Origin of the sequence: Pseudoalteromonas aliena SW19 (assembly GCF_014905615.1) — a bacterium.
GTDB lineage: Bacteria > Pseudomonadota > Gammaproteobacteria > Enterobacterales > Alteromonadaceae > Pseudoalteromonas > Pseudoalteromonas aliena.
Genome location: NZ_AQGU01000025.1, coordinates 465497 through 484800, shown reverse-complemented (window position 1 = coordinate 484800; position 19304 = coordinate 465497). Strand labels below are relative to the sequence as shown.

Genomic DNA, 19304 nt, shown 5'->3' with positions numbered 1-19304 from the left:
GACGATGGCACAAGTACAATTATCAGTTTATCGTTATAATCCAGATGTTGACAACGCTCCTCGTATGCAAGAATACACCTTGCAAACAGAGGAAGGTCACGACATGATGGTGTTGGACGCACTTATTCTTTTAAAAGAACAAGATCCTACATTATCTTTTCGTCGTTCATGCCGTGAAGGTGTGTGTGGATCTGATGGTGTTAACATGAATGGTAAAAATGGTTTAGCATGTATTACTCCTTTATCAACGCTACAAAAAAATGGCAAAGGTAAAATAGTAGTTCGTCCATTACCAGGATTGCCAGTGGTTCGTGATCTTGTTATTGACATGAGTCAGTTCTACACTCAATACGAAAAAGTTAAGCCTTATCTAATTAATGATACGCCTGCTGCAGGCGAGCGTCTTCAATCTATTGAAGAACGTGATAAATTAGATGGGCTATACGAGTGTATTTTGTGTGCATGTTGTTCAACATCGTGTCCTTCGTTCTGGTGGAATCCAGACAAGTTCATAGGTCCAGCAGGCCTTCTTCATGCTTACCGTTTCTTAGCTGATAGCCGAGATACAGCAACTGAAGAACGTTTAGCAGATTTAGACGATGCGTTCAGCGTGTTCCGTTGTCACAGTATCATGAACTGTGTTAGCGTTTGTCCTAAGGGTCTTAACCCGACCAAAGCAATTGGACAAATCAAATCTATGTTATTAAACCGAGCGGTTTGATTACTTAGTAATTGTAAGATGGCTAATAGAGATTATTAGCCATCTTGTTATAATAACTATTAATTTCTGCGCTAAAGAAAAGGGCTTATAAATGCACGAAGGTGTGATGAAGGCATGGCTAGAATCTTCACATTTAAACGGCGGCAACGTTGCTTATGTAGAAGAGCTTTATGAAGCGTATTTAGACGATGCGACTTCTGTGCCAGAAGAATGGCGAGAAGTGTTCGAACAATTACCTAAAGTTAATGGTGTGGATGTTGAAGTAAAGCATTCAGAAGTTCGAGCGCAGTTTGCACAGCTTGCCAAAAACAAGCATAGAGAAGTAGTGGTAGCAGAGGGTAGTGGCGGTGACCTAAAACAGGTCAAAGTTCTACAACTTATTAATGCTTTCCGTTTTCGTGGACACCAAAATGCAAACCTAGATCCATTAGGCATTTGGGAACGAGAGCGTGTACGAGATTTAGAGCTAGATTACCACGACTTATCTTCAAGTGATTTTGACCGCGAGTTTAACGTAGGATCGTTTGCCGTTGGCCGCGATACTATGCCTTTAGGTGAACTATACCAAGCACTAAAAACTACATATTGTGGTTCGATTGGCGCTGAGTATATGCACATCACATCAACAGAAGAAAAACGTTGGTTACAACAGCGTTTAGAGTCTGTTCAGTCTAGGCCTAAATTCGAAAAAGAAGAAAAGCTTCGTATCCTTAAAGGATTAACGGCAGCTGATGGACTTGAAAAATATTTAGGGGCTAAGTTCCCAGGTGCTAAGCGCTTTTCACTGGAAGGTGGCGATGCGTTAGTTCCTATGCTAAAAGAGCTTATTCACCGAGCAGGCGAAAGCGGCCAACAAGAAGCTGTTATTGGTATGGCTCACCGTGGTCGTTTAAATGTGCTTGTGAATGTACTTGGTAAAAATCCATCAGAATTATTTGATGAGTTTGCTGGAATACATAAAGAAACATTGAGCTCAGGCGATGTTAAATATCACATGGGTTACTCATCTGACTTTGCTACCAAAGGTGGCAATGTACATATGGCGCTTGCGTTTAACCCGTCTCACCTTGAAATTGTAAACCCGGTAGTTATGGGTTCAGTACGCGCTCGTCTTGACCGTCTAAGTGACAGTTCTGGTATTAAAGCGCTCCCAATAACTATTCACGGTGACTCTGCGATTGCAGGTCAAGGTGTTGTACAAGAAACGTTTAATATGTCACAAACTAACGCGTTTAGTTGTGGTGGTAGTATTCGTATTGTTGTCAATAACCAAGTTGGCTTTACTACATCAAAACAAGATGACGTTCGTTCTACTGATTATTGTACTGACATTGCAAAAATGGTTCAGTCACCAATTTTCCATGTTAACTCTGATGATCCTGAAGCAGTCGCGTTTGTTACACAACTTGCACTTGATTTCAGAAACCAGTTTAAGCGTGACGTTGTAATCGATTTAGTGTGTTACCGTCGCCATGGTCATAATGAAGCTGATGAGCCCAATGCTACACAGCCTCTAATGTACCAAAAAATCAAAAAGCATCCTGTTCCACGTTTAATCTATGCTGATAAACTTATTGCTGAAGGCTCTTTTTCTGAACAAGAAGTTAAAGCTCTTGCTGATGAGTACCGTAACGCATTAGACGAAGGCAACTGTGTTGTCTCAGAAATTCAGCCAGAGACATCGCATTCTTCTGATTGGGCAAAGTATGTTGGCCACGAGTGGAATGTTGATTACGATGCAAGTGTATCAGTTGAAGAATTAAAAGCACTTGGTGAGAAGATAGCGTCTTACCCTGAGCAATATAAAGCACAATCTCGCGTTAAAAAGATTTACGACGATCGTAAGTTAATGGCAAGCGGTGAGAAACCGCTCGATTGGGGGATGGCAGAAACGCTTGCTTATGCAACAATCGTAACTGAAGGCACCGATATTCGTTTAACGGGTCAAGATTCAGGCCGTGGTACATTTTTTCATCGTCATGCTGTTGTTCATGGTCAATCAGATGGTGCTACCTATACGCCTTTACAGCATTTGAGTGAAGATCAAGGTACATTCCAAGTATTTGATTCTGTCTTATCTGAAGAAGCTGTTGTTGCTTTTGAGTACGGCTATGCCACTGCGGAACCTACTTCATTAGTACTATGGGAAGCACAATTTGGTGATTTTGCTAATGGTGCGCAAGTTGTATTTGACCAGTTTTTAAGTTCTGGTGAGCAAAAATGGGGCCGTTTATGTGGTCTTACAATATTGTTACCTCATGGTTACGAAGGTCAAGGTCCAGAGCATAGTTCAGCACGCCTAGAGCGTTTCTTGCAACTATGTGCTGATCACAATATGCAAGTATGTGTTCCTTCAACGCCAGCGCAAGTTTACGCTATGCTTCGTCGTCAATCAGTTCGACCACTTCGTCGTCCATTGATTGTTATGACGCCTAAATCGTTATTACGCCATCCGCTGGCAACTTCATCTCTTGAAGAGCTTTCACAAGGTATTTATCACAATATGATCGACGAGATCGATGATATTAAGCCTGAGAAAGTAGAACGCGTTGTATTTTGTAGCGGTAAAGTTTACTACGAGCTATTACAAGAGCGCCGTAAGCTTGAACAAGATAATGTTGCAATTGTACGTGTTGAACAATTATATCCGTTCCCACACGATGAAATGCAAACGATTATGGAACGCTATCAACACGTAACTGATTTTGTGTGGTGTCAAGAAGAGCCGCAAAACCAAGGTGCATGGTATTGTTCACAGCATCACTTTGTTGATGCAATCCCACAAGGTGCTAAATTAAAGTATGCAGGTCGTAAAGCCTCTGCATCACCAGCGTGTGGTTACATGTCAGTACATACTAAAGAACAACAAGCGCTCGTTGCCGACGCGCTTACTATAGAAAATAAAGGATAAGCAATGAGCACAGAAATTAAAGTTCCTGTTCTTCCTGAGTCGGTTGCAGATGCTACCGTTGCTACATGGCATGTAAGTGTTGGCGACAAAGTAACTCGCGATCAAAACTTAGTAGACATTGAAACAGATAAAGTGGTTTTAGAAGTGGTTGCACAGCACGACGGTGTAATTACAGAAATATCACAAGAAGAAGGTGCAACCGTACTTGGCGATCAAGTTATGGGTTTACTTGGTGATGCTGATGCAGCGCCAGCAAGTGAAGGTTCAACTAAAGAAGAATCAGCACCCGCTAAATCAGAAGACGCGCCAGCGGCGCAATCAGCACCAGCATCAGAAGGTAAAGAAGTGGACATTAAAGTACCTGTACTTCCAGAATCAGTTGCAGACGCAACAATTGCTACATGGCATGTACAACCAGGTGACGCGGTAACACGCGATCAAAACTTGGTAGATATTGAAACCGATAAAGTTGTTCTTGAAGTAGTCGCTCAAGAAGATGGCATCATGGGAGATATCATTCACGGCGAAGGCGATACTGTATTAGGCGAGCAAGTAATTGGTTCGGTTAAAGCAGGCGGTGCACCAGCGGCTCCAGCTGCAAAAGCAGACTCAGCGCCAGCAGCAGATTCAAGCGAAAGTTCAGATGTATTAACACCATCAGTTCGTCGTTTAATCGCTGAGAAAGGCCTAGACGCTTCTAAGATTAATGGCACGGGTAAAAATGGTCGTGTAACTAAAGAAGACGTTGATACTTTCTTAAAAGCACCAGCGCCAGCGGCTAAAAAAGCAGAAGCTTCTGCTCCAGCAGCACCGATGGGCGATCGTACTCAAAAACGTGTTCCAATGACGCGTTTACGTAAAACGATTGCAACACGTCTTCTTGAAGCTAAAAACTCAACTGCAATGTTAACAACATTCAACGAAGTGAACATGGAACCAATCATGAGCCTTCGTAAGCAGTACCAAGAAGTGTTTGAAAAGCGTCATGGTATTCGTTTAGGTTTCATGTCTTTCTACGTGAAAGCGGTAACTGAAGCACTTAAACGTTTCCCAGATGTTAACGCATCAATTGATGGTGACGATATTGTTTACCATAACTATTTTGATATCAGCATTGCAGTATCTACTCCACGTGGTCTAGTTACTCCAGTACTTAAAGATTGTGACAAATTATCTGTTGCTGAAATCGAAAAAGGTATTCGTGAACTAGCACTTAAAGGTCGAGATGGTAAGCTTACGCTTGCTGATATGACCGGTGGTAACTTCACTATTACTAACGGTGGTGTATTTGGTTCATTACTATCTACACCTATCATTAACTTGCCACAATCTTCGATTTTGGGTATGCATAAAATCCAAGACCGTCCTATGGCGGTTAATGGTAAAGTAGAAATACTGCCTATGATGTATTTAGCACTTTCTTATGATCACCGTATCATTGATGGTAAAGAATCTGTTGGTTTCTTAGTGACTATTAAAGAGTTACTTGAAGATCCAACTCGCTTATTGCTAGATGTTTAATCTAGTTGTATGAAATGTAAGCTGTGGATGAAGATTCACAGCTTTTTTTTTGCGCCTTTGGTCGTACTGGGGTTTTCATGTTAAGCCTTGGGATCTATACTAGGTGCGCAATTTGGGATAGTTGTCTGTTTATAAAAATAGTCAGCTCTTTTAGTATAAAAAATTGGATAAAGCATCATGAATTTGCATGAGTATCAGGCAAAACAACTTTTTGCCGAATATGGTTTACCAGTTTCTCAAGGTTTCGCTTGCGATACACCTGAAGAAGCTGCAGCAGCTGCTGAAAAGATCGGCGGTGATATGTGGGTTGTTAAAACTCAGGTTCACGCAGGTGGACGTGGTAAAGCTGGCGGTGTAAAGCTAGTTAAAACGATCGACGAAGTAAAAGCGTTTGCAGCTAACTGGTTAGGTAAAAACCTAGTTACTTACCAAACAGACGAGAAAGGCCAGCCAGTTGCTAAAATTTTAGTAGAAAGCTGTACTGACATTGCTAACGAATTGTACCTAGGTGCAGTAGTTGACCGTGCATCTCGTAAAGTAGTTTTCATGGCGTCTACTGAAGGCGGCGTTGAAATTGAAACTGTTGCTGAAGAAACACCTGAACTTATCCACAAAGCTGAGATCGATCCGTTAGTAGGTCCTCAAGCTTACCAAGCACGTGAACTTGGTTTCAAACTGGATCTTAACCCAGTACAAATGAAACAGTTCGTTAAGATTTTCATGGGTCTTGGTAAAATGTTCACTGATTTTGATTTCGCATTACTTGAAATCAACCCGTTAGTAATCACAGACGAAGGTAACCTTCACTGTCTTGACGGCAAAATCGGCATTGATGGTAATGCACTTTACCGTCAACCTAAAATCCGTGAGTTCCACGATCCATCTCAAGAAGATGCTCGTGAAGCACATGCAGCAAGCTTTGAGCTTAACTACGTAGCCCTTGATGGCAACGTTGGTTGTATGGTTAACGGTGCAGGCCTAGCGATGGGTACTATGGACATCGTAAACTTACACGGTGGCAAACCAGCTAACTTCCTAGATGTTGGCGGCGGCGCGACGAAAGAGCGTGTTTCTGAAGCATTCAAAATCATTCTTTCTGACGACAATGTTAAAGCTGTTTTAGTAAACATCTTTGGCGGTATCGTTCGTTGTGACATGATTGCTGAAGGCATCATTGGCGCAGTTAAAGAAGTAGGCGTAAACGTACCAGTAGTTGTACGTTTAGAAGGTACTAATGCTGAACTAGGTCGTGAAGTGCTAGCTAAATCTGACCTTAACATCATCGCTGCTGAATCACTAACAGACGCTGCTGAGAAAGTAGTTGCTGCTGCGGAGGGCAAATAATGTCTGTATTAATCAATAAAGATACAAAAGTTATCTGTCAAGGTTTCACAGGTGGTCAGGGTACTTTCCATTCTGAGCAAGCACTTGAGTACGGTACTCAAATGGTTGGTGGTGTAAGCCCAGGTAAAGGCGGTCAAACGCACCTTGGTCTTCCAGTATTCAACACAGTTCGTGATGCAGTACAAGAAACAGGCGCAACTGCGTCAGTTATCTATGTACCAGCACCTTTCTGTAAAGATGCAATCTTAGAAGCTATCGATGCTGGCATTGAGCTGATTGTTTGTATCACTGAAGGTATCCCTACACTTGATATGGTTGACGTTAAAGTTAAACTAGATCAAACAGGTACTCGTATGATCGGTCCTAACTGCCCAGGTGTTATCACTCCTGGCGAGACTAAGATTGGTATCATGCCTGGCCATATCCACAAACCTGGTAAAGTAGGAATTGTTTCTCGCTCTGGTACTTTAACGTACGAAGCAGTTAAGCAAACTACGGATGCTGGTTTTGGTCAGTCTACGTGTGTTGGTATTGGTGGTGATCCAATTCCAGGTACTAACTTTATCGACGTTTTAGAAATGTTCGAAAAAGATCCACAAACTGAAGCCATCGTAATGATTGGTGAAATTGGTGGTACTGCAGAAGAAGAAGCAGCAGAGTACATCAAAGCTAACGTAACTAAACCTGTAGTATCTTACATTGCTGGTGTTACTGCACCAGAAGGTAAGCGTATGGGTCACGCTGGCGCAATCATCGCAGGCGGTAAAGGTACTGCGGATGAGAAATTTGCTGCATTAGAAGCTGCGGGCGTAAAAACTGTACGTTCACTTGCTGATATCGGTAAAGCACTTAAAGAGAAAACAGGCTGGTAATCGCTTATTTTCTTTAAAAAAGGCTCGCTTATGCGAGCCTTTTTGTTATCCGATGAAAAATTTTAGAATGGGTAACTGATATGCTGAAAAAATCGTACCGATAAGTCTTGGCGCTGTTTATTTATAGAAAGTTCATCACACAAACTGTGAATTGTTTTCTCTACTTGATTCATAAATCGCCCATAGCCTATCTCATGTTTATTTTGGTTGGTAGCAGCAACGACAAAGTGTATGGTTTCGACAAGTTTATTTGCCTCATAAAAGCATTTGATTTGGCTTTCTATTGATTCAACGTCAAAACTCAGTTTTTGCAGTTCAGCATTGCCTTCATTGTTATCTATTTTACTATTTCGGATAATAGGTATCGCACCATTGGCGACCATTGCACCATGTGTTAGCTTGTTATTTTCACATGTGCGTTTAAAACTATCTGCAAAGTAGTCGTAAAATTTTGCGAAATCGTGATTATTCATCAGTATTTGAAATTGCGTTTTGATAGCTCGGGACACGGGAATAGTAAACGTTGCGTATGTCATCTCGGCATATTCATCCGGAATATTACATTGCCTTGATTGATAACGCGGGTAGAGGCTTCTTAGCTTGTAACCATAGCTTTCTTTATTGCCTTTCTCTTTAGCAAATAAATCGTAAGTAAGATGTTGGTGATCGCGCAATTTAAATTGAGATTGATTTATAAATAATTGTTCTTGTAACAGATTTAAAACTTTTTGTACTTTATTATGAAATTGCGCTGAGTTTGCACGTAAATCTTCACCTGTTGCGAGAAATAACAAACGTATTTTTTTGCTCTGTGTATTTGGTGTGTAATAAAGTTTATGGGCTTCGTGATAGCGAGGGTTATAAAAAAACAACATTTGCTTATCCGTTTCTAATTGATAAGCCTCATCATGAAAACGCACAACGGGTAGCTTATCGTTTGCTAGCAAATGTACGTTATGGAGTTCGTACTCATCACAACACGCAAATAACTGACGAGCAATACGCTCATAGCAACAATTTATAGTGCTAAAGCTATTATAAAACGCTTCGTTAGGGGTTATTTCAGCTAATAAGTAGTGATTAGCACGTGCATTTGTTGGAATATATACGCGATGTTGGTTAAGTGTAGCCATCTTCGAATCCTTATAAAGTAGGTTATCGGCTTACTATAATTGGCTTTGATGACCTAAATATTGCGCTAAAACAAATTTTATTGATAAATAACAGTTCAAGTGAATTAAAGTTAATCAATATCTAAAATAAACCTTAAGCTATTGCTGTATGTTAGTGATTGTTTTTGTAATAATGGATAAGTTTTGTTATTACGTAATATTTAGAGGATTGCACTCCTATGGCGGAAATTGAGAATCGCCCAAGTAACTTTATTAGAACCCGAATTGATGAAGATTTAGCAAGTGGAAAGCATGCAACTACGCATACACGTTTTCCACCTGAACCAAACGGCTTTTTACATATTGGCCATGCAAAATCAATTTGTTTAAATTTTGGTATTGCGAAAGACTACACTGGTTTATGTAACCTACGTTTTGATGATACAAATCCTGAAAAAGAAGACATTAACTACGTTAATTCTATAAAAGAAGATGTACAGTGGTTAGGCTTTAATTGGGATGGCGATATAAAGTATTCTTCTAACTATTTTGATACTTTATATGGTTACGCTGTTGAGTTAATTAATAAAGGCTTAGCGTATGTGTGCTTTTTAACAGCAGATGAAGCGCGCCAGTACCGTGGCACATTAAAAGAGCCAGGTAAAAACAGCCCATACAGAGATACAGCGGTTGAAGAAAACCTCGCATTATTTGAAAAAATGCGTGCGGGCGAATTCAAAGAAGGCGAGTGTGTTCTGCGTGCAAAAATTGATATGGCAAGCTCTTTTATGGTGCTGCGCGATCCAATTATTTATCGTGTACGTTTTGCTCATCACCACCAAACAGCAGATAAGTGGTGCATTTACCCAATGTATGACTTTACGCACTGTATTTCAGATGCACTTGAAGGCATTACACATTCGTTATGTACACTCGAGTTCCAAGATAACCGTCGTTTATATGATTGGGTACTTGATAACATCAGTCTAGAGTGTCACCCACAGCAAATTGAGTTTTCACGCTTGAATCTTGAATACACTATTATGTCTAAGCGTAAGCTAAGTGATTTAGTAGTAAATAACTTTGTTGAAGGGTGGGATGATCCACGTATGCCTACTATTGCAGGTCTACGTCGTCGTGGTTATACGCCAGGCTCAATTCGTGAGTTTTGTTTGCGCATTGGCGTAACAAAACAAGAGAATATGGTTGAAATGGGCATGCTTGAAGCCTGCATCCGTGAAGATCTAAACGAAAATGCACCACGAGCAATGGCCGTACTCGATCCTGTTAAAATAGTTATTGAAAACTACGATGCAGACAAGGTTGAGGTTTTATCTGTGGCTAATCACCCAAATAAAGAAGAAATGGGTCGTCGTGATGTACCATTTACTCGTGAAATTTACATTGAACGTGAAGACTTTAAAGAAGAAGCAAATAACAAATTTAAGCGCCTAGTACTTGATAAAGAAGTACGCTTACGTGGTGCTTATGTTATTAAAGCACAGCGTGTCGAAAAAGACGAAAGCGGCGAAATCACAACTATTTTTTGTACTTACGACAGCGAAACACTTGGTAAAAACCCAAGTGATGGCCGTAAAGTGAAAGGTGTTATTCACTGGGTTTCAGCGCCTGAGTCTATTACAGCAGAAGTACGTTTATATGACCGTTTATTTAGCGTGCCAAACCCAGCAGCCGCTGATGAGTTTGAAACAACATTAAATCCAGAGTCACTGGTTGTTTTATCAAACGCGAAACTAGAGCCATCACTTGCTAATTCACAAGCAGAGCAGGGCTTTCAGTTTGAGCGCACAGGTTATTTCTCTCGTGATTCTAAATCAGAGAACGTTGTATTTAACCAAACAGTGGGTCTTCGCGATTCATGGTCTAAAACACAGTAGCTACGTTTAATAATGAGCCCGTATTTATACCGGCTCACTATATTACTATCGTAATTTAGACACAAAAAAACCTGCACTTAGCAGGTTTTTTATTGCTTTTTAAAAGCGGTATTAGCTGTTAGCGTCGCTAAATGCTTTACACGCTGCTTTATCGTTACATTCACCGTATAAATATAAAGAATGGTTTGTAAGTGTAATACCATTTTCTTCAGAAATTTCAAGTTGACGACGTTCAATCATCTCATCTTCAAACTCTACAACTTTGCCACACTTCAAACATACTAAATGATCGTGGTGCGTGCTTCCTGAAAGTTCAAATACAGATTTACCACCTTCAAAGTGATGACGGCTTACAATACCCGCATCATCAAATTGGTTAAGTACACGGTATACAGTTGCAAGACCAATTTCTTCGCCTAAATCCAAAAGAATTTTGTAAACATCTTCAGCGCTGATGTGTTGGTTATCTGGAGATTGTAAAATCTCTAATATTTTAATACGCGGTAAAGTTACTTTTAAACCGGCTTTTTTAAGTTCCAAGTTATGATCAGTCATTAAATCTGTCTCAATTTTATTTGGTTATACTAGACATCTTGCAAAGATGTACACGACACATTAGCAATAAACAGGATAACGTGCCTAAGCGTGAAGTGCAAAGAACAATTGATTTATATTGCCACTAAAGCTTAAAACGCTAACTGTTTGATAATTATTTAAACAGCTAGCGATATATGCAGAAAATTAGTCAGCTAATTCGCTTAAACACATTTCTTCATATACCTGGGCAGACCATGCTTTGACACGTTGTTCTGTAAGCTCTGGTTGACGGTCTTCGTCGATACCCAAACCAACAAAATGCTTGTCGTCAGCCATACCTTTTGATGCTTCAAAGTCATAACTATCACTCGGCCAATTGCCAACAACAATCGCGCCACGTTCAGTCACTATATCGTTGATCATGCCCATAGCATCTAAAAAGTACTCAGCGTAATCTTCTTGGTCTCCGCAACCAAAAATAGCAACAAGTTTGCCTTCAAAGTCAACTTCTTCAAGCTCAGGGAAAAAGTCATCCCAGTCACATTGCGCTTCACCGTAGTACCAAGTAGGGATACCGAATAAGATTAAATCAAATTCAGCAATCTCTTCTTTAGAGCTTTTTGCAATATCATGAACAGCCACTAGCTTTTTACCCAATTCTTTTTGGATCATTTTTGCTACGTGTTCTGTGTTACCTGTGTCACTTCCGAAAAAAATGCCTACACTTGCCATGGATTTAAAACCTTTTATGTATCAATAGCCAATCTTTCTTGTAAAATCGTTTCAATCAGCGCACTGCGGCTAATATTTTGTGCATCTGCCATATCACTCAATGCTTGATATAACTGCGATGAAACTTTAAATTCAACACGCTTTAAGCCACGTGCTTTATCTCTCTTTATTTGATTACGTTTATTTACCTTTAACTGCATATCCCGAGAAAGGGGATTCGTTTTAGGTCTGCCTGGGCGTTTTTCGTATTCAAATAAATCGAGTGTTGTTCTATCTGTTTCTGACTTCGCCATGCTTAACCTACACCTGCGCCTTGCCAAAATACCTGAATAAGTCCTTTAGCAATAAAGCCTGAACACCCTAAAAAGAGGACGCCCCAAACAATATACTGTCCGAACTTTGGCACATTACCACTTTTTAGTACGTCTTTAATTGCCATGCCGATGAATATGAAAATACCGGCTAAGCCAAAATACAACCCTAGGGTATCAAATTCGTTAATTAACTGACTGACCATCAACGTATAACCTTTAAATTAAACGGCGCGTACTATAGCATATAAATATACATATATTTAGTACGCAAAATCAAAAACACGCGATTAAAATTACTTTAAATAGCAGTTAAAAAGTCATTTATTGCTTTATTAACAGCAAGCGGCTTTTGCGCATGAAGCCAATGTCCTGCGCCATGAATGATTTTAGCTTTGGTGTTTTTAAAGCGCGCTGTAATTGCATTACGATGCTCAGGCAGAATATAGTCAGAATCATTCCCTTTGATAAAAAGAGTATCGCATAAACAAGAATTGTTTTCATTAACGTTAGCTGTAATTGTTGAATATTTTTCATCAAGCACATTTAAGTTAAATCGCCATGCAAATTGACCTTGCTCATTTTTAGCAAGGCTTTTAAGCAAAAACTGTCGAACCCCAAGCTCTTCGATAAAAGGTTGCATTAATGTATCGGCTTGTTTTCGATCGTCGATTGATTGCACTGCAACCGCCTTTAATGCTTGCAGTATTTTGGTATGGCGTGGCGGATAGCTAACGGGGGCAATATCAAGTACGACTAGTTTATTTACTCGCTCAGGGTGGGTAAGTGCCAATTCCATTGCGACTTTACCACCCATAGAGTGCCCAACTAAGTGTGCTTTATCTATATTTAAGTGAGCTAGTAACGCAACAATATCTTGTGCCATTGCTGGATAGTTCATCTCATCGCTATGAGGTGACAGGCCATGGTTACGTAAATCAACGTTTATAACATTAAAGTGTTCACTTAATGGCTTGGCGATTACATTTAAGTTTTCTAATGATCCAAAAAGCCCGTGGATCAAAATAACATTAGGACCTTGCCCTTGTTGCTTGTAATTTAACTGCATACACGCCTCCTGAAAATTTGGCCATAGTTTGCCGAGCATTGCATTAAAAAGCAAAAAATACAGCGACTATTTATTTAATTGGGCTTTTGGATGTTAAATCAACAAGAGGGTGTTAAATAATAGTCTATTTATATGTTTGCAGTATATGTTGTCGGGAGTGCTTGTTGTAACTCGCATTTCTAATTGGTTTGGGTATAATCAGTCGGGAGAAAAAATGTGACCCGTAATAACAGGAAGAACATGAAACAAATCGACATAGACGACGAGTTATATCAATATATTGCAAGCAATACGCAAAGTATTGGCGAAAGTGCATCCACTATTTTACGTCGTTTATTAAATCTGAGTGGCGAAAAAATTCAATCTGCAAACGTAGAACTAACTCAAAATAATCAAACTGCGACAATGTCTACCTCCGCATTGAAGACCTCTGAGCTAGCTGTTGAGCCATCAAAAAAACAAAAAATGCTTGCTGTCACACCGGTGAAGCAAAAAAATGATAATGTTTTTAATGTATTGAACAAAGAAGAACTGGCAATGCAAAAAGGCGTTGTAGGGCGTTTTTTGTTTATTTTAAGTGCATTTTACCGCACTCATAAAACTGATTTTTCGGCCGTATTAGATATTAAAGGTCGCGACCGAGTATATTTTGCTACCAGCAAAGAAGCCTTAGTTAATAGCGGCAGCAGTATGAATCCTAAAAACATAACTGATAGTGAATATTGGGTTATGACGAACTCTAATACAACGCGTAAAAAAATGATGCTTCATGAAGTTGCTCTTTGCCTTGGATATAGTGCAGAGCAAGCTGAAAAAATTCGCGATTACTTGTAAGGAAATATAATGGCTATTCACTCAGGCGCAGGCAAAACAGCTCCACAATCGGCGCTGGTTAATGTTCCAAAATTAGTTTCTGCCTATTACTTAAATGAACCCGACCTTGAACAATTCCCAGAGCATTGTGTTGCTTTTGGTACATCAGGCCATAGAGGTTGTTCTTACGATGTTAAATTTAACGAGTCGCATATTTTAGCTATTACACAGGCTATTTGCGATTACAGAAAACAAAATGATATTTTTGGTCCGTTATTTTTAGGTAAAGATACACACGCATTGAGTGAGGCCGCGTTTAACTCCGCCATTGAAGTACTCGTTGCTAACGAAGTGCAAGTGATCACACAAGAAAACGGCGATTTTACTCCAACACCTGTGATCAGCCACGCCATTGTCAGCCATAATAAGCTACATCCAAATGAATTAGCAGATGGTATTGTCGTTACGCCTTCGCATAATCCTCCTGAAGATGGTGGTTTTAAATATAACCCACCTAATGGCGGGCCTGCTGATACCGATGTAACGAAATGGATTGAAGACAGAGCTAATCAGCTATTATTAGAAGATTTAGTTGAAGTTGAGTTATTTCCATTCGCTAAAGCATCGCGTTCAGGTTTTATTCGATACGAAGATTTGATGACGCCATACATTGATGACTTAGCAAATATTGTTAATTTAAAAGCAATTAGCGATGCAGGTATCAAAATAGGCATCGATCCCCTGGGTGGTTCAGGTATACATTTTTGGCCTGTCATAGCAAAAAAATATAATTTAGATTTAACCGTTGTTAATGATGTTGTCGACCCTCGCTTTGCTTTTATGCCGCTGGATAAAGATGGCAAAATTCGTATGGACTGCTCATCGCCTTATTCAATGGCTAATCTTATTGCATTGAAAGATGATTTTGATATTTCGATTGGTAACGATCCTGACTACGACCGTCACGGTATTGTAACGCCAGATGGTTTAATGAATCCAAATCACTTTTTAGCAGTTGCTATAGACTACTTACTTAAACACCGAGATTGGAACTCTAATGTAGAGATTGGTAAAACACTGGTTTCTAGCTCTATGATCGACAAGGTCGCTTTGCGAAACAACCGTAAAGTAAAAGAAGTACCTGTGGGTTTTAAATGGTTTGTTGAAGGTCTAAGCAAAGGAAAACTTGCTTTTGGTGGCGAAGAAAGTGCAGGTGCTGCATTTTTACGTTTTGATGGCTCTGTATGGTGTACAGATAAAGACGGCTTTATTATGGGGCTGCTTGCTGCAGAAATATTGGCCGTAACAGGTAAAACACCATCAGCACTTTATAAAGAGTTAGAGCAAGAATTTGGCTCTCCAATTTATAAACGCCTTGATGCACCCGCAACAAGTGGTCAAAAATCACGTTTAAAAGCATTGAGTGCCGCTGATGTTAAAGCCGATACGCTTGCTGGCGAACCTATTTTGCAAAAGTTGACTCATGCACCGGGTAACGATGCCGCTATCGGCGGTCTAAAAGTGGTCACCGAAAACGGCTGGTTTGCAGCGCGTCCTTCAGGTACCGAAGATATTTATAAAATTTACCTTGAATCTTTCAAAGGTGAAGCGCATTTAGCATTGCTAGAAAAAGAAGCTAAAAAGCTTGTAGATTCAGTTATTAGCTAACTGAGTTTAATAATTTTGAAAACGGCTGATTTATTCAGCCGTTTTTGCATCTATCCCTTGAGCATTATTGTACCAATTTTATTAAAACATGATCACTTTAGCGTATTAAATAACTTACTAACTACGTTAAAAATTATTTATATAGAGCAGCTATGTATCATAATTTTAGCCTTGTTATTGCGCTATTTTCTTGTCGCTATAATAGATCATTAATTTAATGCAATTGGTATTAAAAGTAGACGCTTGAGGTTTTATTCTCATATTCTATAAAAGGGCTTATTACATGTCAGCCAATCCATCTTACTTAAATGAATTAAAACAAACCGGTGATTTTTTAACGCTTAGCCGTAATAATGAATGGCATTTAGATGCAGGTGAGTTTGTTTTAGATAATGGCACGCGTGTGAATATACACGACACCGGAGTAATAGAGTTTCAACCTGCGGTTAAAACAACAAAAGATGTGGTTTATTCAAGTGCTGTACACGGTAACGAAACTGCACCAATCGAGATTTGTGACGCACTGATCACACAAATTATAAACGGTGAGCTAATACTTAAGCAGCGTGCCTTGTTTATTTACGGCAATCCGCAATCGATTAATATTGGTTTGCGTTTTGTAGAAGAAAATTTAAATAGATTATTTAATGGCTACCATACAGTTGAAGGCGTGCCAATGAATAATGAGCGCACCCGCGCTGCAAAGCTTGAGCAATATGTAAGTGATTTCTATGCACGTGGCGAGCTAGGAAGTAGCCGATGTCATTACGATTTACACACTGCAATTAGAGGCTCCAAAAACGAAAAGTTTGCGGTATATCCATTTTTGCATGGTAAACCGTGGAAAAAATCTCAGCTACAGTTTTTATTAAGCTGTGGTGTAAACACCGTGCTTATGATGAAATCACCTGCGACAACGTTTAGTTACTATTCATCATTTGTACATGGTGCAGATTCTTTCACGGTTGAACTTGGTCAAGTTAAGCCATTTGGTGAAAACGATATGACCCGCTTTGAAAAAACAAAGCAAACGTTAACTGCATTAATTAGCCAAAATGAAGTGCAATACCCTAAATTCAATGCAAATGATTTTGAACTTTTTGCAGTGCATCGCACAATTAACAGAACACAGGATGATTTTAGTTTTCCTTTTTCAGATGACGCCGAGAACTTTACAGGCTTTGCGAAAGGTGAACTACTTGCAACCGATGGTGATACACCGTTTTATGCCAACGTTGAAGGCGAGGCTATTATTTTCCCAAATGCAAATGTCGCGTTAGGACAAAGAGCGCTGTTGACTGTTATCCCGATGAATATTGATAGTAATTTCGTATAAGCTTACTCATCAGACCACTGCTAACCTTAAGTTAACTATATGATTACTATTAATTAAAGTAACCGTATTGTTAACTTGCCACTTATTTAACCAGTATTTGCTTTTGTTTTGTCCTAGATCTGTTGAATAACACTTTACGTTAACGTAAAGTGTTGGCAGCTTTAATTAAAGATAGTGCAGATATTGCAAAGTTTAACCAGCAATAATCACCCACAATAATAATTTAAAGGGGCACTGTTTTACCGACAACAAAAGAAGGTAGGTTATGAGTAATCCAAATAACGTATCGCTGAATATTAACCACACGCTTGAATTTATTGACGGCCAAGCACTTAATATTCCAACCCTTAGTATTTTAACTGAGGATGGCGACATTCACCCTAGTGCAACCGCACCTGATATTTCAAAACATACCGCGATTAAATTATACGAAACAATGCGTTTTATACGTTTATTGGATGAGCGTATGCAAGGTGCACAACGCCAAGGCCGTGTTAGTTTTTATATGCAATGTTTAGGTGAAGAGGCCGCTGTTACTGCCTCTGCTGCAGCACTTGATCAAGACGATATGATTATGGCTCAGTATCGTGAACAAGCTGCACTGCATTATCGTGGTTTTACCCTAGATCAATTTATGAACCAAATGTTTTCAAACGAATTGGATTTAGGTAAAGGTCGTCAAATGCCAATTCATTATGGTTCTAAAGCACTAAATTACATGACCATTTCATCGCCACTGGGTACGCAAATACCACAGGCAACAGGTTATGCATACGGCCAAAAAATAAAACACATCGACGCAAAAACTGGCGAGCTTGCAAGCACAATTGATAATGTGACTATTTGTTACTTTGGTGAAGGTGCGGCATCGGAAGGTGACTTTCATGCGGGTTTAAATATGGCAGCTGTTCACAGAGCGCCGGTTATATTTTTTGCACGTAATAACGGTTATGCAATATCAACCCCTGCTGATGAACAGTTCAAAGGTGATGGCATTGCATCTCGTGGTGTCGGTTATGGCATTAAAACAATTCGTGTTGATGGCACAGATGCACTGGCTGTTTATGCGGCAACTAAAAGAGCAAGGGATATAGCCTCTACACAAGGTGAACCAGTACTCATAGAATCGATTGCTTATCGATTAGGTGCGCACTCTACGTCAGATGATCCAAGTGGCTATCGCTCTAAAGATGAAGAAGCAAACCACCAAGCGTGTCCGATAGATAAATTTAGAAAATGGCTGGTCAAGCAAGACTGGTTAAACGAAGAAGACGATATAAAAGCGAAAGAATCGATTCGTGAAGAAATTTTAGCGGCGCTTAAGCGTGCTGAAGTTATTGCAAAGCCCGCATTAGAAGAATTGGTATCGGATGTTTACGATACACCAATTCCGTTACTACAACGCCAGTACGAGCAATTAAAAGAACATATAAAACAGCATCCAGATGCTTACCCAGTCACCGCAGGGAGAATTAAGTAATGGCTAAAATGAACATGCTCCACGCAATTAACTCTGCGCTCGACATCACGATGAACGAACATCCTCAAGCCTGTATTTTTGGTGAAGACGTTGGTTACTTTGGTGGTGTATTTAGAGCAACATCGGGCTTGCAAGAAAAATACGGTAAGCACCGTGTTTTTAATACACCTTTAACAGAGCAAGGCATTCTAGGCTTTGCTAATGGTTTAGCGGCATTTGGTGCACCTGCACTGGCAGAAATTCAGTTTGCTGATTATATTTTTCCTGCCTTTGATCAAATAGTAAATGAAGCTGCTAAGTTTCGTTATCGCAGTGGTAATGAATTTGATGTCGGTAACTTAACCATTCGTACACCTTATGGTGGTGGTATTGCTGGTGGTTTATACCATTCACAGTCACCAGAAGCTTATTTTGCGCACACACCGGGTTTAAAAGTGGTTGTACCGCGCAACCCTTATCAAGCGAAAGGTTTATTACGCGCATCAATAAAAGATGACAACCCAGTAATATTTTTTGAACCAAAACGTTTATATCGCGCATCAATTGGCGAAGTACCAGAAGAAGATTACAGCATTGAATTAGGCACAGCTGAAGTAGTGCAAGAAGGCGCTGATATTACGCTATTAGCCTGGGGTGCTCAAATGGAGATTATCGAAGATGCGGCTAAACAAGCGAAAGAGCAAGGGATTAGCTGTGAGGTGATTGATCTTCGCAGCATATTACCATGGGATGTAGATACAATTGCTAAATCGGTTATTAAGACTGGGCGTTTAATTGTCAGCCATGAAGCACCTATAACCAATGGTTTTGGGGCAGAAATAGCGGCGACTATCCAGCAAGAATGTTTTCTTCATTTAGAGTCACCAATTTTACGTGTATGTGGCTTAGATACGCCATACCCATTGGCGCTAGAAAAAGAATATGTACCAGATGCATTAAAAGTGTTGGCTGCAATTAAACAATCAATGGATTTTTAGGG

17 protein-coding genes are annotated in these 19304 nt (G+C 39.8%); 11 read left to right on the top strand and 6 right to left on the bottom strand.

Going from position 1 to position 19304, the window contains the following annotated elements:
- Window positions 1-4 precede the first annotated feature (4 nt).
- The 5 genes from PALI_RS07700 (at window position 5) to sucD (ending at window position 7369) form a co-directional block, all read left to right on the top strand.
- Window positions 5-721, top strand: coding sequence for a succinate dehydrogenase iron-sulfur subunit (locus PALI_RS07700; RefSeq protein WP_077538037.1), 717 nt, complete (start codon window positions 5-7; stop codon window positions 719-721).
- A gap of 91 nt (window positions 722-812) precedes the next feature.
- Entirely contained in the window at window positions 813-3632 is a 2820-nt protein-coding gene (sucA, locus tag PALI_RS07695; RefSeq protein ID WP_193155472.1) for a 2-oxoglutarate dehydrogenase E1 component, read from the top strand.
- 3 nt (window positions 3633-3635) lie between these two features.
- Window positions 3636-5153 (top strand): 2-oxoglutarate dehydrogenase complex dihydrolipoyllysine-residue succinyltransferase, encoded by a 1518-nt coding sequence (gene odhB / locus PALI_RS07690; RefSeq protein WP_024599575.1) that lies wholly within the window; start codon window positions 3636-3638, stop codon window positions 5151-5153.
- 177 nt (window positions 5154-5330) lie between these two features.
- A complete protein-coding gene (sucC, locus tag PALI_RS07685) occupies window positions 5331-6497 on the top strand; it encodes an ADP-forming succinate--CoA ligase subunit beta (protein WP_149614221.1) in 1167 nt (388 codons plus the stop codon).
- Window positions 6497-7369: a succinate--CoA ligase subunit alpha gene (sucD, locus tag PALI_RS07680; protein ID WP_054204708.1), complete on the top strand. Its 873-nt coding sequence runs from the start codon at window positions 6497-6499 to the stop codon at window positions 7367-7369. The genes sucC and sucD overlap by 1 nt, the downstream gene beginning before the upstream one ends.
- A gap of 62 nt (window positions 7370-7431) precedes the next feature.
- On the opposite strand, the gene PALI_RS07675 is transcribed toward sucD, so the two are convergent.
- Window positions 7432-8502: a DUF3083 family protein gene (locus PALI_RS07675; protein ID WP_193155471.1), complete on the bottom strand. Its 1071-nt coding sequence runs from the start codon at window positions 8500-8502 to the stop codon at window positions 7432-7434.
- Window positions 8503-8720: 218 nt separating this feature from the next.
- Here PALI_RS07675 and glnS point away from each other — a divergent pair, with 218 nt between their 5' ends.
- Window positions 8721-10379, top strand: a complete 1659-nt coding sequence (glnS, locus tag PALI_RS07670; protein ID WP_193155470.1) for a glutamine--tRNA ligase — start codon at window positions 8721-8723, stop codon at window positions 10377-10379.
- Window positions 10380-10490: 111 nt separating this feature from the next.
- On the opposite strand, the gene fur is transcribed toward glnS, so the two are convergent.
- The 5 genes from fur to PALI_RS07645 all read right to left on the bottom strand — a co-directional run bounded on the left by fur (window position 10491) and on the right by PALI_RS07645 (window position 13028).
- Window positions 10491-10934, bottom strand: a complete 444-nt coding sequence (fur, locus tag PALI_RS07665; RefSeq protein WP_193155469.1) for a ferric iron uptake transcriptional regulator — start codon at window positions 10932-10934, stop codon at window positions 10491-10493.
- A 186-nt stretch (window positions 10935-11120) separates the two neighbouring features.
- On the bottom strand, window positions 11121-11648 hold the full coding sequence (gene fldA, locus PALI_RS07660) for a flavodoxin FldA (RefSeq protein WP_193155468.1): 528 nt from the start codon (window positions 11646-11648) through the stop codon (window positions 11121-11123).
- A 14-nt stretch (window positions 11649-11662) separates the two neighbouring features.
- Window positions 11663-11941 carry a LexA regulated protein gene (ybfE, locus tag PALI_RS07655; RefSeq protein WP_002962928.1) on the bottom strand — a complete coding sequence of 93 codons (279 nt, stop codon included), beginning with the start codon at window positions 11939-11941 and terminating at the stop codon, window positions 11663-11665.
- A 2-nt stretch (window positions 11942-11943) separates the two neighbouring features.
- On the bottom strand, window positions 11944-12165 hold the full coding sequence (locus tag PALI_RS07650) for a DUF2788 domain-containing protein (RefSeq protein ID WP_002962930.1): 222 nt from the start codon (window positions 12163-12165) through the stop codon (window positions 11944-11946).
- Between the two features lie 95 nt (window positions 12166-12260).
- Window positions 12261-13028, bottom strand: coding sequence for an alpha/beta fold hydrolase (locus PALI_RS07645; protein WP_193155467.1), 768 nt, complete (start codon window positions 13026-13028; stop codon window positions 12261-12263).
- Window positions 13029-13268: 240 nt separating this feature from the next.
- Here PALI_RS07645 and seqA point away from each other — a divergent pair, with 240 nt between their 5' ends.
- From seqA to PALI_RS07620, 5 genes are all read left to right on the top strand, one after another.
- Window positions 13269-13862: a replication initiation negative regulator SeqA gene (seqA, locus tag PALI_RS07640; protein ID WP_138584409.1), complete on the top strand. Its 594-nt coding sequence runs from the start codon at window positions 13269-13271 to the stop codon at window positions 13860-13862.
- Window positions 13863-13871: 9 nt separating this feature from the next.
- Window positions 13872-15509: a phosphoglucomutase (alpha-D-glucose-1,6-bisphosphate-dependent) gene (pgm, locus tag PALI_RS07635; RefSeq protein ID WP_138584408.1), complete on the top strand. Its 1638-nt coding sequence runs from the start codon at window positions 13872-13874 to the stop codon at window positions 15507-15509.
- 283 nt (window positions 15510-15792) lie between these two features.
- Window positions 15793-16845: a succinylglutamate desuccinylase gene (gene astE, locus PALI_RS07630; protein ID WP_193155466.1), complete on the top strand. Its 1053-nt coding sequence runs from the start codon at window positions 15793-15795 to the stop codon at window positions 16843-16845.
- Between the two features lie 265 nt (window positions 16846-17110).
- Entirely contained in the window at window positions 17111-18325 is a 1215-nt protein-coding gene (locus PALI_RS07625; RefSeq protein WP_077538025.1) for a thiamine pyrophosphate-dependent dehydrogenase E1 component subunit alpha, read from the top strand.
- Window positions 18325-19302: an alpha-ketoacid dehydrogenase subunit beta gene (locus tag PALI_RS07620; protein WP_182700834.1), complete on the top strand. Its 978-nt coding sequence runs from the start codon at window positions 18325-18327 to the stop codon at window positions 19300-19302. The genes PALI_RS07625 and PALI_RS07620 overlap by 1 nt, the downstream gene beginning before the upstream one ends.
- Window positions 19303-19304: the final 2 nt, after the last annotated feature.

Excerpts from the sequence above, each read along its gene's own strand:
- PALI_RS07700 (WP_077538037.1), top strand. The coding sequence starts at position 5 with ATGGCACAAGTACAATTATCAGTTTATCGTTATAATCCAGATGTTGAC.
- sucA (WP_193155472.1), top strand. The coding sequence starts at position 813 with ATGCACGAAGGTGTGATGAAGGCATGGCTAGAATCTTCACATTTAAAC.
- odhB (WP_024599575.1), top strand. The coding sequence starts at position 3,636 with ATGAGCACAGAAATTAAAGTTCCTGTTCTTCCTGAGTCGGTTGCAGAT.
- sucC (WP_149614221.1), top strand. The coding sequence starts at position 5,331 with ATGAATTTGCATGAGTATCAGGCAAAACAACTTTTTGCCGAATATGGT.
- sucD (WP_054204708.1), top strand. The coding sequence starts at position 6,497 with ATGTCTGTATTAATCAATAAAGATACAAAAGTTATCTGTCAAGGTTTC.
- PALI_RS07675 (WP_193155471.1), bottom strand. The coding sequence starts at position 8,502 with ATGGCTACACTTAACCAACATCGCGTATATATTCCAACAAATGCACGT.
- glnS (WP_193155470.1), top strand. The coding sequence starts at position 8,721 with ATGGCGGAAATTGAGAATCGCCCAAGTAACTTTATTAGAACCCGAATT.
- fur (WP_193155469.1), bottom strand. The coding sequence starts at position 10,934 with ATGACTGATCATAACTTGGAACTTAAAAAAGCCGGTTTAAAAGTAACT.
- fldA (WP_193155468.1), bottom strand. The coding sequence starts at position 11,648 with ATGGCAAGTGTAGGCATTTTTTTCGGAAGTGACACAGGTAACACAGAA.
- ybfE (WP_002962928.1), bottom strand. The coding sequence starts at position 11,941 with ATGGCGAAGTCAGAAACAGATAGAACAACACTCGATTTATTTGAATAC.
- PALI_RS07650 (WP_002962930.1), bottom strand. The coding sequence starts at position 12,165 with ATGGTCAGTCAGTTAATTAACGAATTTGATACCCTAGGGTTGTATTTT.
- PALI_RS07645 (WP_193155467.1), bottom strand. The coding sequence starts at position 13,028 with ATGCAGTTAAATTACAAGCAACAAGGGCAAGGTCCTAATGTTATTTTG.
- seqA (WP_138584409.1), top strand. The coding sequence starts at position 13,269 with ATGAAACAAATCGACATAGACGACGAGTTATATCAATATATTGCAAGC.
- pgm (WP_138584408.1), top strand. The coding sequence starts at position 13,872 with ATGGCTATTCACTCAGGCGCAGGCAAAACAGCTCCACAATCGGCGCTG.
- astE (WP_193155466.1), top strand. The coding sequence starts at position 15,793 with ATGTCAGCCAATCCATCTTACTTAAATGAATTAAAACAAACCGGTGAT.
- PALI_RS07625 (WP_077538025.1), top strand. The coding sequence starts at position 17,111 with ATGAGTAATCCAAATAACGTATCGCTGAATATTAACCACACGCTTGAA.
- PALI_RS07620 (WP_182700834.1), top strand. The coding sequence starts at position 18,325 with ATGGCTAAAATGAACATGCTCCACGCAATTAACTCTGCGCTCGACATC.